Genomic DNA, 13,515 nt, shown 5'->3' on the forward strand with positions numbered 1-13,515 from the left:
GGAGCCGCCATGGGCAAAAAACAAGACTATCTTAAGTTCTGTCGTGTTATAATATAGGCATGAATCCACAAACATCCTCGTCAGAAGATTTAACGCAGCCTGTTGCGTACGATGCTGATGGTCGACCACTATACCATCATCCGTCACAGACTGGTCGTCCAGCTCCGGTTGTGGCGCAGACGAATTCTTATGTGACGGCAAGACCGGAAATTATTGATGGGGAGAATTTTGATCCGCGATTGCGTAGTCAATATGCCAATGAGCCGCAAGTCGTACATGTTGCGCGAGATATTGACCCGAAGCCGTTTACTATTAGCGATGACCTGAAGCAAAAGCATGAAAAATCAGTCCAGCAATACCCGAATCTCAATTTGAGTGAAGGCGAATATATTATTTTGGATATTAAACGCCATCCGATTGGTATGCTTATTCCAACAGGAATTTCGGTTTTTTTGGTGGTGATGATCATGGTGTTTGTGATGTTTTATCCGTCAATTGCTCGTGACGCAATTATCTCGCCGATGCCTTCGCTGACCGATGTGTTTGGCGTGGCGATGTTGCTTATTGGGATAGTGGCGCTTGGTGGTGCGGTGTCTTTGTGGATATATTTGCAGAATCACTTTTACATGACAAACGAAAGTGTGATTCAGGAAATTCAGGGTAGTTTATTTTATCGGCACGAGCAAACGGTGAGCTTAGGCAGTATTGAGGATGCAAGCTTCCTCCAATCTGGAATTATTCAGACTCTTTTCAATTATGGCACGATTCGTCTCAGCACCGAGGGCGAAGAAACGACATATATATTCCATTTTGTGGCAAATCCACGCAAGCAAATTGCGATAATCAATAATGCCATTGAAGACTTTAAGAATGGCCGTCCTGTTTGTGATGATTAGCTAATTATTTGTGGCGACTTTCTTTTACGTAGTCATCTTCATCGACAAGCGTCGCAACAAGTTTATACGACTTACATTTTCCATCATTACAATTTGAAGATTCATAGCGATAACTGCTGTCTTTTTCGCCAATTTTCTTACCTTGCGGATCTTTTAACAATGCGGGATCCATAGTCGGAAGCGTACCTTCTTCTAACTTCTCTGGGTAATAGCCATTTTTAACGTAAAAACCTTCTTCCAGGCTATAATGCATGGCGTTAATCGCGGTGCGTTTTTTGGCGTTGTTTGATTCGTTGGTCAATTTTGTATATTGTGAGAAACCTAAGATTGCGATAATAATCAAGAAAGTCGCTACAACCAAAAGTTCAATAATAGTGAAACCGTTTCGCTTATTCATGAATGTAATTATAGCAAATCTTGCAACAAATCGGTATAATAAAGGAAGTAACTAAGGAGGGAATGCTATGGCAAAATCAGACAGTAAAACAGTAAATCCAGAAAAGTCAAGTCAGGCATCGGATAAAAAAGTTGATGAAGGTAAGCTTAAGGCGCTTGGTCTGGCAATGGATCAAATCACCAAGCAATTTGGCGACGGATCAATTATGAAATTAGGCGAGGCTCATAAAGTTGATGTTGAGGTAATTCCTTCTGGAGCTTTGAGCTTGGATTTGGCGCTTGGTGGCGGATATCCAAAGGGTCGTATTATAGAAATCTATGGTCCAGAAAGTTCAGGTAAGACAACATTAACGCTTCACGCTATTGCAGAAATTCAGAAGCAGGGCGGAACGGCGGCGTTTATTGATGCTGAGCATGCCCTTGATCCAGCATACGCCAAGCGTCTGGGTGTGGATACGGAAAATTTGTTGGTGTCTCAGCCAGATAACGGCGAGCAAGCATTGGAAATTACGGAGACGCTGGTTCGTTCGAACGCGGTGGATTTGGTGATAGTCGACTCGGTGGCTGCCTTGACGCCACAGGCTGAAATTGATGGCGATATGGGTGATTCTCATATGGGTCTTCAGGCTCGATTGATGAGTCAGGCTCTACGTAAATTGACGGGAATTATCAATAAGTCGAAAGCTACGGTGATCTTTATCAATCAGATTCGTATGAAAATTGGCGTGATGTTTGGCAATCCTGAAACGACAACTGGCGGTAATGCGTTGAAGTTTTATGCGTCGCAGCGAATTGATATTCGTCGAATTGGTCAAATCAAAGTTGGCGATGATATTATTGGTAACCGCACGAAAATTAAGGTCGTGAAAAATAAGATTGCACCGCCGTTCCGTGTGGCTGAATTTGATATTATGTACAACGAGGGAATTAGTAAAACTGGCGATATCTTGGACTTAGCGGCAACGCACGGTATAGTTGAAAAATCTGGCGCGTTTTATAAATATAACGGCGAAACGATTGGTCAAGGGCGCGACAAAACGAAGAATTATTTGAAGGAAAATCCTGAGGTTTTGGCGGAAATTGATCAGAAAGTGCGTGATAAAGTGAAGGAGGAGGAAAAGTAATGCGAGCAGTAGAGTCCAGATATTCAGCCGAACACCATATGGCGTCAGTTAATCTTATTTTTGATGATGAGCAGACCGCTTACCTTCGAGAGCTGTCGGAAAAAATGAATCTTGATTTCGGTGAGTTTATTCCGCACGCAACGCTGATCAATGTAACTGAGCAGGATATACCGCGTCTCAAGTTAGCTGCCGCTGCGTTGCCGTCCCTAGATAAACTGGTGCTTGACGGTGTTAACTTCTTGCCAGATGAAGCTGGTAACTGTGTTTGGGTTGAATTGCGTGTACAGAAAACCTCCTGGATGGTTGAAGTGCGTCGGAAGTTGCTTGAAATGCTGGACGATATTCATCCGGGGCTGGATATTGATGGATTCCGTCCACACATTACGATTGGGTGTGTCGAGGCTGGTACACTTGGCGATGTCGATATGAGCGCCATTCCGCGCCAACTGCCGGTTATTACTAAGCCGCGTGCTGCTGCTTGCTATAACGGCATGCATGGCAAAGTGGTTGAGGTGGTCGAATAGTCCACTAGTAGCTAGCGCATAGTTTTGGCGCTATAATAGATTTATGAAAATCACTGATATTTCTCTTCAGACTCGTGATAAAAATCGTGTCAATGTAAGTGTTGACGGGAAATATCGTTTTAGCTTGGACGTATTTCAGGTCGGCGAACTAGGCATTAAGATTGGTCGCGAATATACGGAAGAGGAAATTTCGAAATTAGAAGACGATAGCCAGTTTGGCAAGTTGTATGCTAGATCTATAGAATACTGTTTAATGCGTCCGCGAGCCATCAAAGAAGTGCGCGATTATCTGCGTCGGAAAACACTAGCCACTCGTCGACGTTCAGCGAAAACTGGAAAAATTATTGAACGTCCTGGAATAAAGCCGGAGATTGCCGAGCGCGTCTTGGATCGTCTTATTGAGAAGAAATATTTGGACGATGAAAAATTTGCTCGATTTTGGTTTGAGCAGCGGTTTATGAAAAAAGGCGCTAGTATTCGTCGCTTGAAATTGGAACTGGCGCAAAAGGGAATTGATAATACAGCGATTGAATCATTGGTTAAAGAGAATATTCGCTCTGATGACGAGGAATTACGGAAGGTCATTGCTAAAAAACGTTATCGATATAGTGATCAGCAGAAGTTAATGCAATATTTGGCTAGGCAGGGTTTTTCTTATGATGACATTAAGAAGGCTCTTGAAAACCCAAATGATTAATCAGCTTTTGTAGATTCTGGTTGTGGACGAGGCTGCTTGCGGAATGGATTTTCGTATGAATTTATCTGCGAAATAGGTGTTTTTTCGGCTATGTGCGAGATAGTTGCTGATTTTACAACAATTTTATCGTCGGTTACTTTTATAATCTGAGAACGATGAATAAGCAATTCTGTGTCGCCAAAACTTTTCAAGAACGGTCGCCGAATTCGGAGTTGTTGTATAATAAAATTCCCAGCCGCCAGTGTGTATCCGATAACTTTTCCGATTTTCTTATTTTTTTCATCAATAACCAACTTGTCTTTTAATGCAAAATTGATGTCATAAATTTCTTTTATAGTAATCACATCATCAATTCCGATGATCTCATCGGTTGAATCGATAATCATACCGAGTGGTCCAATTTCTCTGACGTCGTCAATGCGAAGCAGGCTAGGGTGTTGGTCCAGAAGTCGTCCTTCAAGTTCATATGCGATTATAGACAAATTCTTAGGATTGATAATTTCCCGCGATGTTCGCGCTAGCTCGGAACCCGTCTGAAGACTCATGACGGGAATATCAAGGAAGCGATCTGCGGATATAAGCATAACTATATTATAAACGGTTGTGTTCTATTCGGCAAACGGATTGGAGCGACCAGCTGGCAGACTAAACGAGTCGTTTGCTGAAGTTGATGGTCGGAAGTCTTTAATAATTTGCATGGTTTTTTTATCGAAGCTTATTGATGCGGTTTGTGGTTCTTCAGTAGGAACTGCTAAAAGTCCGCTCAAAAGAAATATCGCGATTGCTACGCCTCCGATTACGACAACGCTATATATTATCACATGAAATCGCCACAGGAATTTGGACAGTGATTTTACGATTGGTTCGAGTTGTTCTGATATTGATGGGCTCATCGTGTATAAACCTTTACCTCAAGTGATTGGATTGATATCTCATGATTATTTGCGCCTCTGGAAATTGACACACCTGAAAGCTGCATTCGAGTGACATTTTTTTCAATAAGACTAAGGAAATGCAGGAATTTCGTGTAATCTATATGATCTCCCAATTGAATTGATACGAAAGTACTTTTCACTCCGGCAGGGCTGGCGGATGTTTGCTTGCTAGGTGTCGCTGTCTTAGCAGAAGTTGTTGGTTCGTTTTGGAAAGAGAAAGATTTAATCGGAATGCCAGCGCGGTCAGCGTAGGTATTTAAATCCTGAATAATCTGATTCTGATATTGATAAAGCTTCGATTCTGAGACGATATTCTTTGCTTTTTTAACTGTGTCGGAATTGCGGTCGAGCTGAGATTTTGACGCTAGCAAACTTTGTATTTTTGCGTCAACTGCAGTTGCTTCGGTCTGCATTTTTCCGACTTCTTCTGATGTTTTACTTAGGAATGAGTAGGCGAAAATAACTAGTCCTACCATTGCTGACAATATTATGAGCAATAATAACGACAGAACAATTCGCGCGATACTGGCATTTAGAACTTTTTTCATTGTTTTAAGACCTCTGGCTTTGGTGTAACGCTAATTGTTATAGTGATTGGATAATCTGCAGGTTTGTCCGATGATTGGTTGCCGCCGCTATAAACAACGGTCTCAAGGTGAACGTCACTAAATATCTCTGATTTTTCTAAGCTAGTTTTTATTCGAATAGCGTCGTCCTTATTCTTTCCGAGAGCTGTTAATGACAACGGTTTATCTAGCGCTGAAGTGTCTAGTGTTAGAGAATCCAAAACCATACCTGATGGGATGTACTGTGCAATTTTTGGAATAATTGTAGAGTAATGAGCTTCGCTGTTGATGATTACCTTAGCTGAGTCGAGGTCTTTCTTAAACTCGCTAACTTCTTTTTGTGTCGATTGATATTGAGCAAGTTTGGCATTTCCTTCGTCGATGTTAGCTTGAGCTGAGGTACGGCTATTTTCTAAGAACAGATAAAATCCGCCAATAGTTAAGAATAGCAAACCTGCAAATATCAATGATATGATGCAGTATCGTCTTAAGATGACATTTACTCGTCCAGCGCTGATTTGCTTTTTTTCTTGAGGAGGGAGAAGGTTAATCATAAATATCCTCCTGCTTGATTAAGGCTAATCCCGCGACTGGCGATAGCTGAGAGCGGAGCTGTTTTGCTGGCTGCTCTAGTCCATCGAAATTCAGCATTTGCCACGGACTTGCCACGCGTGCTGGCATTAATAGCTCGTTCGTGAAAAAATCACCGATTCCTGGTAAGTTGCCGCCACCGCCAACGATGAGAACTTGTTCAATTTTTTTCTCATCAGGGAAGCGGTCTGTGTAATATCGCATAACGCGCTTAACTTCGTTGGTCATTTTTTCCAAACTTGGGCGCAAGGCTCCTGCGATTCTGGCTTGCCTTGGGCCGGGATTTAATCCGTTTAATACCTTAAATTGATGAGCTGTTTCAATTGGTACATTCATTTTTTTAGCTAAATTTAAGGTGAGTGAATAGCCGCCAACATTTAAGCCTCCCGTCACACGTATATCAGAGTCTAGAATCGCGATATCTGTAGTTGATGTACCTATGTCGACAATAACAGTAGGAAGCATTCCTTCTTCTGTGCGCTTCAGAAGTCTAGCGATTGCGCTGATGTTTGGCTCAATTATTGCAACTTCTAGGCCGCATTGTTTTGTGGCGTCTAACATACTATCGATCATTTTCTTCGGTGCGGCACACATTAGCACACTAAGTTCATCTTTCGTGCGATTGATGATTCGATAGTCCAAATAAAGAGAATCTAATGGGGCTGGAATGTATTGTTCGGCTTCCAAATTTACCGCACTGCGAATATTGCTTTCTTCTTTCACGGGTAGGCTGAATGTTCGCGAAAATGTTCGGTTAGTTGGTATGCCCAACGCCACGCGGTTGCTATTAATTTGTCCTACGACGTTTTTCTTCAATAACGTTTTGATATTCTGCGCCAAATATTCAGTGTTGTCTGCAGAATTTCCGTCGCTTTTTTGAGAATCGAGGTTAATCGATCCATACCCATGAACCAACATTCGATTTCTGTCAATCGACATTACTTTTATGCTTGTTCGGCTAATGTCTAGGCCGATGATTGGTTTTTTTCTATAAAATATGCTCGACACGTTATTATTTCCCCACCTATATGTCAGTATTATAGCATAAGCTTTTTTGAAAAACTATTATTCCTTAACTTGACCCGCCATACTTGTAATTGGACCCATAACACTAACCGCCACCAGGGCAATAACAATACCCATAGCAACGATCATCACTGGCTCGATAATAGAGCTAACGCCGTCAATCGCGGTGTCAACTTCCTCCTCGTAAAAGTCAGCGACTTTAACCAGAACTTTGTCCGTTTGTCCGGTTTCTTCACCGACAGACAACATCTGTGCTACGATTGGCGGATATAAATCGTCCTGCTCTGCAATAATTTTTGACAAGACTTCACCGTTTTGGACTCGCTTGGTGGCTTCTTTGAGGGATTTTTCGTAGGCGACATTTCCGACAGCTCGCGAAGTTACGTCTAATGCTTCGAGCACAGCCACGCCCGCACCGATAAGAGCGGAGAAGGTTCGAGTAAAGCGGGCGATTGCCACCTTCTTAACAATTGGTCCGACAGCTGGAACTTTGATGATGATATTGTGAAATTTTACGCGACCTTTTGGGGTTTTAATGTAGCGAATCAATAGCCAAATGCTTCCGACAAATATTGGAATGATTATATACCAAAATGATACTACAAAATCGCTAATTCCGAGCATAATCTCAGTAAGCATTGGTAGTTTAGCGTCAGGTCCGCCCATGTCTTTAATAGTTTTGCCGATGACTGGAATAATGAAGATCATCAGGATGAAGAAGGCGATAATCGTAATGATTAAAAGTACGATCGGGTATGTCATGGCGCCTTTAATTTTTTTCTTCATGGATGAGTTTTTTTCCTGTTGTAGGGCCAGGCGCTTTAAGATGTCATCCAAAATACCTCCAGTTTCACCCGCAGCAACCATGTTTACATAAATATCATTGAAGGTCTCTGGATGTTTGCTCAGGGCGTCCGCAAAAGACATACCGCCTTCAATGTCTTTAATTACGGCGTTGACCGTGTCTCGGAAATTGGCGCTTTCGGCGTGTTTTGCCATAGAGTTAAGGGAACGAAGAATAGGAACGCCAGCTGAAACCATGGCGCTTAATTGGCGAGTAAACATCACCAATTCTTCAGTCTTGGCACCTTTCTTTTTCTTACCGAAAGAAAAACTAAGCTCTTTTTTTGCGCCTTTTTCTTCAATTTTTATCAATTGTCCGCGTGACCTTAAATTATTAATGGCAGATAGTTTGTCGGCTGCTTCAATAGTTGAAGAGACGGTCTCTTTCTTTTTATTGACAAGCAAATATTCAAAAATTGGCATAATATTACTCCCTTGTTGCCCTCAAAACTTCGTCTACAGTAGTGATTCCGCGCAGTGATTTAATAAGTCCGTCCATCTGCATTGTCACCATTCCTTCGGAGATTGCCTGGTCCTGAATGTCGTTACTGGTGGCGTTGGCGGTAATCATTTTTTGGATAGGGATGGATATTCCCAGAACCTCATAAATACCAACACGCCCCTTGAATCCATTATGTCCACATTCATCGCAGCCTTCTGGGTTCGGCCTCCATAATCGTTCAATTCCTGAATCGGTTGATCCCATAGGTGTTTCTCCGCCAATTTTATCCTCAAAAGCTTGTTCTTCGAGATTGTGAATTTTTTTAATCGACTCGGTGTTTATCTTAAACATCTCGGTGATATACTTTATTTCTTCTTCGTTTGGGGTATATTCTTGGCGGCAATTCATACACAGGCGCCTAACCAGTCGCTGTCCGATCACCGCCTTCACGGTTGAGGCAATCAAGAATGGCTCAATTCCCATATCCAGCAGACGGGGTAAACATGTTGCAGCGTTGTTGGTGTGTAGTGTCGAGAATACCAAGTGTCCGGTCAGCGCTGCTTGAACACCAAGGTTTGCGGTTTCGCCGTCACGAATTTCTCCGACCATGATGATATTTGGGTCTTGGCGAAGTAGCGCCCTTAGCCCTGATGCGAAGGTCATTCCGGCCTTGGCGTTGGTCTGGGTTTGATTGACTCCTGGGATTTTATATTCTACCGGGTCTTCAATTGTGGAAATATTGACATCTGGAGTATTGAGCTCAGACAAGACGCTAAACAAACTGGTCGATTTTCCCGATCCAGTCGGCCCAGTCACCAGGATCATTCCGTTCGGCTGAGCCATTGCATCTTTTACGGTTGCGAGCGACAGACCCCAATAGCCAAGCTTATCTAGTTTAACGGCCTGGTTGGATTCGTCCAAAATACGCATGACTACTTTTTCGCCGTCAGCGATTGGCAATGTCGAAACACGAAGCGCGTATTGTTTTCCTGAAACTTTTATCTTAAATCGTCCGTCCTGCGGCACGCGGCGTTCGTCAATTTTCAGATTGGAGAGAATTTTAATGCGGCTCACCAAAGCGCCGTGAACGTTTCGTGGCAATTTGTTAACTTCCTTCAAAACACCGTCAATTCGATAGCGAACCTGAACGTAATCTTCGCGCGGCTCAATGTGAATGTCAGAAGCGTTGGATTTTATGGCATATTCCAGTAACAAATTAACAGTTTGGGCAATTGGTGAATTTTCCGCAAAATCATCTTGACTAACGTTTTGATCCTCGGCAGAAGCGTCTTTTTGTACTGCGATAACTTCGTCAAGTTCGGCATTGATATTGCCGCGATAATTTTCCAAACAGTCCAAAATGTTGCTTTTTGTCGCTAGGAAAACCTTAGTGTTGTAGCCAATTTCTTTCTGAATAAAGTTCAACGCCTGCACGTCGTCTGGATCTTCCATCGCAAGCGATAGGCTGTCGTCCTCATTTTTCTCAAAAAGCACAACATTATACTGGCGCGCGATATGTTCAGGAATTCGTTTCAACACATCTTCGGGAATATCCTTTGGCTCAATTCGCACGAAAGGCACGCCAATGTAATCGCCGATCAACTTTGTCAAATCTTCCTCAGAAATGACTTTTTGCTCAATAGCGGTTTCTTGCAATGTTTGCTTCGACCGTTCAGCGATCAATTTCAAATCAGCAAGCTGCGGCTCATCAACAACCCCACCTTGTTTCAGAATGCTCTCAATTGTCTGGTCTGAAACACGCATAACTCTTATGGTTATTGTACTATCATCGCCAAAAAAAAGCTAGCATAGTATAATATAAGAGTGAATATTTCTAGTGAAGAGAAAATGCGAGAATTGGGCGCGGCAATTGGTCGGGCTGTTTCTGGCGGGGAAGTTCTGGAATTGGTTGGCGATATTGGCGCGGGAAAAACCACATTGACGAAGGGAATTGCGCAAGCTTTAGAGATTGACGAGCCAGTTCAGAGTCCAACTTTCACGATTTCGCGCGTGTACGATTCACCTCGCGGTCTGAGTTTGGCGCATTACGATTTTTATAGATTGGGAAATGCTGGAATTATGAGCGAGGAGATTCGCGAAGTGGCGGCTTCTAATTCGGTGGTTGTAGTTGAATGGGCTGGCGCTGTTGATGATGCATTGCCGAGTGATCGGTTGGTGATAAAAATTACTGCGATTAGCGAAGAAGGGCGGCTTGTGGAATTTTATCCTGGCGGCAAAAAATCTGATGAACTTTTGGGAAAAATAAAGGAGAATATGGCGTGATAATTTTATTAGACACTTCAACATCAACATGTTTTTTGACAATAGTCAATGGAGAAAATCGTCAGGATTTTGAATGGGAAGCTGGGCGAACGTTGGCGCGGAATTTGTTGAAATTTTTGGAGGAAAAGACTGGTGATTTGCATCTGATAAGCGGCATTGGCGTGATGAAAGGACCAGGAAGTTTTACGGGGCTGAGAATTGGTTTGACGGTTGTGAATACCTTGGCGGACAGCTTGAATATCCCTATTGTTAGTGCGATGGGTGACAATTGGCGTGATTTGGCTTTGGGTAAATTGCGTTCTGGTGAGAATGAAAAAATTGTTATGCCAGAGTACGGTGCTGCTGCGAATATCACTGCGCCGCGAAAATAATTTTTATCGCCCAAACCGTCAAAACCGTGTATAATTAAATTACGGCGGTTTGTGATTTTTGATTCGCCGAGTTAGATAGTTTGAAGTTGATTGGCTGTTGATATTTTTCCTTGAGACGAACACTCAGGGGCGGCTGATCGGAAAGGAATGATAATGATAGAAGTAATTATTGCCGCGGCTATTGGAGCTGGCGCGGGCGCTGCTGGTCTTGTGGGCTATCAGAGAACTCGCCAAATTAACGGTAAAAATCAGATTGAGCGAGATCTGGCGGATGCGAAAACTAAGGCGAGCGACATTGTCCTAAAGGCTAAGGACGAGGCGCTTAAGATTGAAAATGAACGTCGCAAGGAATGGCAAAAGACCGAAAATCGTTTGGCGGATCGCGAGAAGACTCTGGATAATAAGCTGGAGGAGCTTGATCGACGAGCAGAAAAATTGCGCGCGCATGAGGATGAAGTTGATAATCTTAAAAATGAAATTCGCGACATTCGCACACGTCAGCAGGAAAAGCTTGAAAAAATCGCTGGATTGAAGAAAAAAGATGCTGCTGATAAGTTAATGCAGATGACCGAGCGCGACATTAAGCAAGACTTGGTCGGTTTGGTGTCAAAATTACAGCATGACGCAATGGATGACGCTGAAGAGCGAGCGCAAATGATCCTAGTGACCGCGATGGAACGAATGAGTAGTGAGGTGACTGCTGAGCGCACGGTGACTGCAGTCAAGTTGACTGATGACGAGATGAAGGGTCGAATTATCGGTAAGGAGGGTCGTAATATTCAGGCACTGCAGCGCGAAACTGGCGTCGATATTTTAGTTGACGATACACCCGGCATGATTATTTTGTCGAGTTTTGATCCTGTTCGCCGACAAGTGGCTCGCCTGAGTCTTGAGATGTTGATGAAGGACGGTCGTATCCATCCTGCACGCATTGAAGAGGTGGTCGCTAAGGCTAAAAAACAGATTGAAAAAGAGGTTCGACAAGCTGGTGAAGACGCTATGCGCGAAACTGGCGTGGTTGGGATTCCGAAGGAGATGCTATTGCTACTTGGTGAATTGAAGTTTCGTACCAGCTTCGGGCAGAACGTCTTGAAGCATTCGACTGAGATGGCACAAATTGCGGGGATGATTGCTGAGGAAATCGGTGCGGACGTGCGCATTACAAAAATTGCTACACTTCTTCATGATGTTGGTAAGGCGGTGTCGCATAAAATTGAGGGTAAACATCATCATATTGGGGCGGAATTGGCTCGTAAATATGGCATGGATGAGAGAATTGTTCACGCAATCGAAGCGCACCACGATGATATCGAAGCGACAACTCCAGAGGCAATTATTGTTCGAGTTTGCGACGCGGCTTCGGCTGCACGTCCAGGTGCGCGTAACGTTTCTGCTGAGAATTTTGCAGAGCGAATGCGCGATTTGGAAAATGTCGCTACGAGCTTTGAGGGAATTGATAAGGCTTACGCAATTTCTGCTGGTCGTGAAGTTCGTGTAATTGTGAGACCTCAGACGATTGATGATTTGTCGGCGATTAAATTGGCACGAGATATTGCGACGAAAATTGAGTCGACAATGCAATATCCTGGCACGATTAAGGTTAACGTGATTCGCGAAACGCGAGCAATTGAGTTTGCTAAATAATGAAATTTACAGATGAAGAGCGACGGGCTTGGTTGGCAAGTTTGGACAGGCGTTTTTCTAGTGCGGCGGTGTTGATTGAAAATGAGCAGGGCGAGTTATTGATCGTCAAGGCTGGTTATAAAGACCATTGGTCGCTGCCTGGTGGCATTGTTGACACTGGAGAATCTCCGCTGGAGGCGGCGGTGCGCGAGGTGAAAGAAGAAGTCGACATTCAAGTCGATCCTAAGAATCTGAAACTTGCCATGGTTGCTTCGCGTCATTCTGATGAGTTTTTGACGCATCAATTTGTGTTTTTTACAAAGTTAGAAAACGATGCTTTTTCTGAGATAAAATTGCAGGAATCGGAAATTGTGGCTAGTAAATTTATTGCCAAAAATAAGGTTGATTTTGAAGATATGTCGCTGCTCTGGGCAATCAGATTTTGGGCAATTGATAAATTCGGTTACGTAAATACGAAAATTATTGATAATGACGGCGTGAAGAAAGAAGTTGTAGAATTTTTTGCGCCGATGATTGGAGGGAAATAATGGGAATATTAGTTATCAGTCGGCACGGTGAGAGCGAGTGGAATCTGCTCGGTAAGTGGACTGGCTGGACGGATGTTAATTTGACGGAAAAAGGTCATAATGACACAGTGCGATTGGGCGCTTTGTTGAAAGACTTGTCATTTAATGAAGCTTACACTTCATCATTAAAACGCACACAACAAACTTTGGCTGCGCTACTTGAGGGGTGCGGAGTCGAAAATCTACCAACAACGCATGCAACTGAGTTAAATGAGCGTGATTATGGCGATTTGACTGGAAAAAATAAATGGGAAGTTAAAGCGGAGATTGGCGAAGAGGCTTTTAATGGTATTCGACGCGGTTGGGATTATCCAGTGCCGGGTGGCGAAACTTTGAAAGATGTTTATGCGCGGGTTGTTCCATATTTTGAGCAAGAGATTTTGCCGAAATTGCAGAATGGTGAGAATATTTTATTGGTGGCTCACGGCAATTCTATTCGAGCTTTAATTAAACATCTCGACCAAGTTCCAGAAGCCGAGATGGCGAACGTAGAAATGCCATTTGGTCAATTGCTGGTTTATACGTTCGAGCCCGGTCAATCTTTGCCAATCAAAAAAGAAGTGCTATCGGTTGAGATTGAAGCTGTGAATGCTTAGCTGCTGCATTTTAGT

Annotated in this window: 17 protein-coding genes; 9 read left to right on the forward strand and 8 right to left on the reverse strand. The window is 43.2% G+C overall.

The features are described 5' to 3' along the window. Positions 1-59: 59 nt before the first annotated feature. Entirely contained in the window at positions 60-896 is an 837-nt protein-coding gene (locus LRM42_RS03655) for a PH domain-containing protein (RefSeq protein ID WP_129745294.1), read from the forward strand. Positions 897-900: 4 nt separating this feature from the next. On the opposite strand, the gene LRM42_RS03660 is transcribed toward LRM42_RS03655, so the two are convergent. Then, entirely contained in the window at positions 901-1,293 is a 393-nt protein-coding gene (locus LRM42_RS03660) for a type II secretion system protein (RefSeq protein ID WP_129637085.1), read from the reverse strand. Between the two features lie 67 nt (positions 1,294-1,360). On the opposite strand from LRM42_RS03660, the gene recA reads away from it, so the two are divergent. From recA to LRM42_RS03675, 3 genes are read left to right on the forward strand one after another with little or no spacing between them, the layout of a single operon-like run. Next, positions 1,361-2,416, forward strand: a complete 1,056-nt coding sequence (gene recA, locus LRM42_RS03665) for a recombinase RecA (protein ID WP_129743875.1) — start codon at positions 1,361-1,363, stop codon at positions 2,414-2,416. Next, positions 2,416-2,940, forward strand: a complete 525-nt coding sequence (locus tag LRM42_RS03670; protein WP_243816787.1) for a 2'-5' RNA ligase family protein — start codon at positions 2,416-2,418, stop codon at positions 2,938-2,940. The genes recA and LRM42_RS03670 overlap by 1 nt, the downstream gene beginning before the upstream one ends. A 43-nt stretch (positions 2,941-2,983) precedes the next feature. After that, positions 2,984-3,637 (forward strand): regulatory protein RecX, encoded by a 654-nt coding sequence (locus tag LRM42_RS03675; RefSeq protein ID WP_243816788.1) that lies wholly within the window; start codon positions 2,984-2,986, stop codon positions 3,635-3,637. On the opposite strand, the gene LRM42_RS03680 is transcribed toward LRM42_RS03675, so the two are convergent. The 7 genes from LRM42_RS03680 to LRM42_RS03710 form a co-directional block, all read right to left on the reverse strand. Further along, positions 3,634-4,221, reverse strand: coding sequence for a PRC-barrel domain-containing protein (locus LRM42_RS03680; protein ID WP_243816789.1), 588 nt, complete (start codon positions 4,219-4,221; stop codon positions 3,634-3,636). The two genes, LRM42_RS03675 and LRM42_RS03680, sit on opposite strands and share 4 nt — an antisense overlap. A gap of 24 nt (positions 4,222-4,245) precedes the next feature. Continuing rightward, positions 4,246-4,458: a hypothetical protein gene (locus tag LRM42_RS03685; RefSeq protein WP_129635067.1), complete on the reverse strand. Its 213-nt coding sequence runs from the start codon at positions 4,456-4,458 to the stop codon at positions 4,246-4,248. Positions 4,459-4,526: 68 nt separating this feature from the next. Continuing rightward, positions 4,527-5,120 carry a hypothetical protein gene (locus LRM42_RS03690; RefSeq protein WP_243816790.1) on the reverse strand — a complete coding sequence of 198 codons (594 nt, stop codon included), beginning with the start codon at positions 5,118-5,120 and terminating at the stop codon, positions 4,527-4,529. After that, complete coding sequence (locus tag LRM42_RS03695; RefSeq protein WP_129631554.1) at positions 5,117-5,692, reverse strand: PilN domain-containing protein; 576 nt, start codon at positions 5,690-5,692, stop codon at positions 5,117-5,119. The genes LRM42_RS03690 and LRM42_RS03695 overlap by 4 nt, the downstream gene beginning before the upstream one ends. Continuing rightward, positions 5,685-6,737 carry a type IV pilus assembly protein PilM gene (gene pilM / locus LRM42_RS03700; protein ID WP_243816791.1) on the reverse strand — a complete coding sequence of 351 codons (1,053 nt, stop codon included), beginning with the start codon at positions 6,735-6,737 and terminating at the stop codon, positions 5,685-5,687. The genes LRM42_RS03695 and pilM overlap by 8 nt, the downstream gene beginning before the upstream one ends. 57 nt (positions 6,738-6,794) lie before the next feature. Further along, a complete protein-coding gene (locus tag LRM42_RS03705) occupies positions 6,795-8,021 on the reverse strand; it encodes a type II secretion system F family protein (protein WP_243816792.1) in 1,227 nt (408 codons plus the stop codon). 4 nt (positions 8,022-8,025) lie between these two features. Then, on the reverse strand, positions 8,026-9,804 hold the full coding sequence (locus LRM42_RS03710; protein WP_243816793.1) for a GspE/PulE family protein: 1,779 nt from the start codon (positions 9,802-9,804) through the stop codon (positions 8,026-8,028). A 60-nt stretch (positions 9,805-9,864) separates the two neighbouring features. On the opposite strand from LRM42_RS03710, the gene tsaE reads away from it, so the two are divergent. The 5 genes from tsaE (at position 9,865) to LRM42_RS03735 (ending at position 13,500) form a co-directional block, all read left to right on the forward strand. Then, complete coding sequence (gene tsaE, locus LRM42_RS03715) at positions 9,865-10,323, forward strand: tRNA (adenosine(37)-N6)-threonylcarbamoyltransferase complex ATPase subunit type 1 TsaE (protein WP_129635287.1); 459 nt, start codon at positions 9,865-9,867, stop codon at positions 10,321-10,323. Then, entirely contained in the window at positions 10,320-10,694 is a 375-nt protein-coding gene (locus LRM42_RS03940; protein WP_243816794.1) for a tRNA threonylcarbamoyladenosine biosynthesis protein TsaB, read from the forward strand. The genes tsaE and LRM42_RS03940 overlap by 4 nt, the downstream gene beginning before the upstream one ends. A 153-nt stretch (positions 10,695-10,847) precedes the next feature. Next, a complete protein-coding gene (rny, locus tag LRM42_RS03725; protein ID WP_243816795.1) occupies positions 10,848-12,338 on the forward strand; it encodes a ribonuclease Y in 1,491 nt (496 codons plus the stop codon). Beyond that, positions 12,338-12,865, forward strand: a complete 528-nt coding sequence (locus LRM42_RS03730) for an NUDIX domain-containing protein (RefSeq protein ID WP_243816796.1) — start codon at positions 12,338-12,340, stop codon at positions 12,863-12,865. Before rny ends, LRM42_RS03730 begins: the two co-directional genes overlap by 1 nt. Beyond that, entirely contained in the window at positions 12,865-13,500 is a 636-nt protein-coding gene (locus LRM42_RS03735) for a 2,3-bisphosphoglycerate-dependent phosphoglycerate mutase (protein WP_129637416.1), read from the forward strand. Before LRM42_RS03730 ends, LRM42_RS03735 begins: the two co-directional genes overlap by 1 nt. Positions 13,501-13,515 lie beyond the last annotated feature (15 nt).

The organism is Candidatus Nanosynbacter sp. TM7-075, from assembly GCF_022828255.1.
Lineage (GTDB): Bacteria > Patescibacteriota > Saccharimonadia > Saccharimonadales > Saccharimonadaceae > Nanosynbacter.

Bases quoted from the DNA above. Each gene is read 5' to 3' on its own strand.
- LRM42_RS03655 (WP_129745294.1), top strand. From the start codon at position 60: ATGAATCCACAAACATCCTCGTCAGAAGATTTAACGCAGCCTGTTGCG.
- LRM42_RS03660 (WP_129637085.1), bottom strand. From the start codon at position 1,293: ATGAATAAGCGAAACGGTTTCACTATTATTGAACTTTTGGTTGTAGCG.
- recA (WP_129743875.1), top strand. From the start codon at position 1,361: ATGGCAAAATCAGACAGTAAAACAGTAAATCCAGAAAAGTCAAGTCAG.
- LRM42_RS03670 (WP_243816787.1), top strand. From the start codon at position 2,416: ATGCGAGCAGTAGAGTCCAGATATTCAGCCGAACACCATATGGCGTCA.
- LRM42_RS03675 (WP_243816788.1), top strand. From the start codon at position 2,984: ATGAAAATCACTGATATTTCTCTTCAGACTCGTGATAAAAATCGTGTC.
- LRM42_RS03680 (WP_243816789.1), bottom strand. From the start codon at position 4,221: ATGCTTATATCCGCAGATCGCTTCCTTGATATTCCCGTCATGAGTCTT.
- LRM42_RS03690 (WP_243816790.1), bottom strand. From the start codon at position 5,120: ATGAAAAAAGTTCTAAATGCCAGTATCGCGCGAATTGTTCTGTCGTTA.
- LRM42_RS03695 (WP_129631554.1), bottom strand. From the start codon at position 5,692: ATGATTAACCTTCTCCCTCCTCAAGAAAAAAAGCAAATCAGCGCTGGA.
- LRM42_RS03705 (WP_243816792.1), bottom strand. From the start codon at position 8,021: ATGCCAATTTTTGAATATTTGCTTGTCAATAAAAAGAAAGAGACCGTC.
- LRM42_RS03710 (WP_243816793.1), bottom strand. From the start codon at position 9,804: ATGCGTGTTTCAGACCAGACAATTGAGAGCATTCTGAAACAAGGTGGG.
- rny (WP_243816795.1), top strand. From the start codon at position 10,848: ATGATAGAAGTAATTATTGCCGCGGCTATTGGAGCTGGCGCGGGCGCT.
- LRM42_RS03730 (WP_243816796.1), top strand. From the start codon at position 12,338: ATGAAATTTACAGATGAAGAGCGACGGGCTTGGTTGGCAAGTTTGGAC.
- LRM42_RS03735 (WP_129637416.1), top strand. From the start codon at position 12,865: ATGGGAATATTAGTTATCAGTCGGCACGGTGAGAGCGAGTGGAATCTG.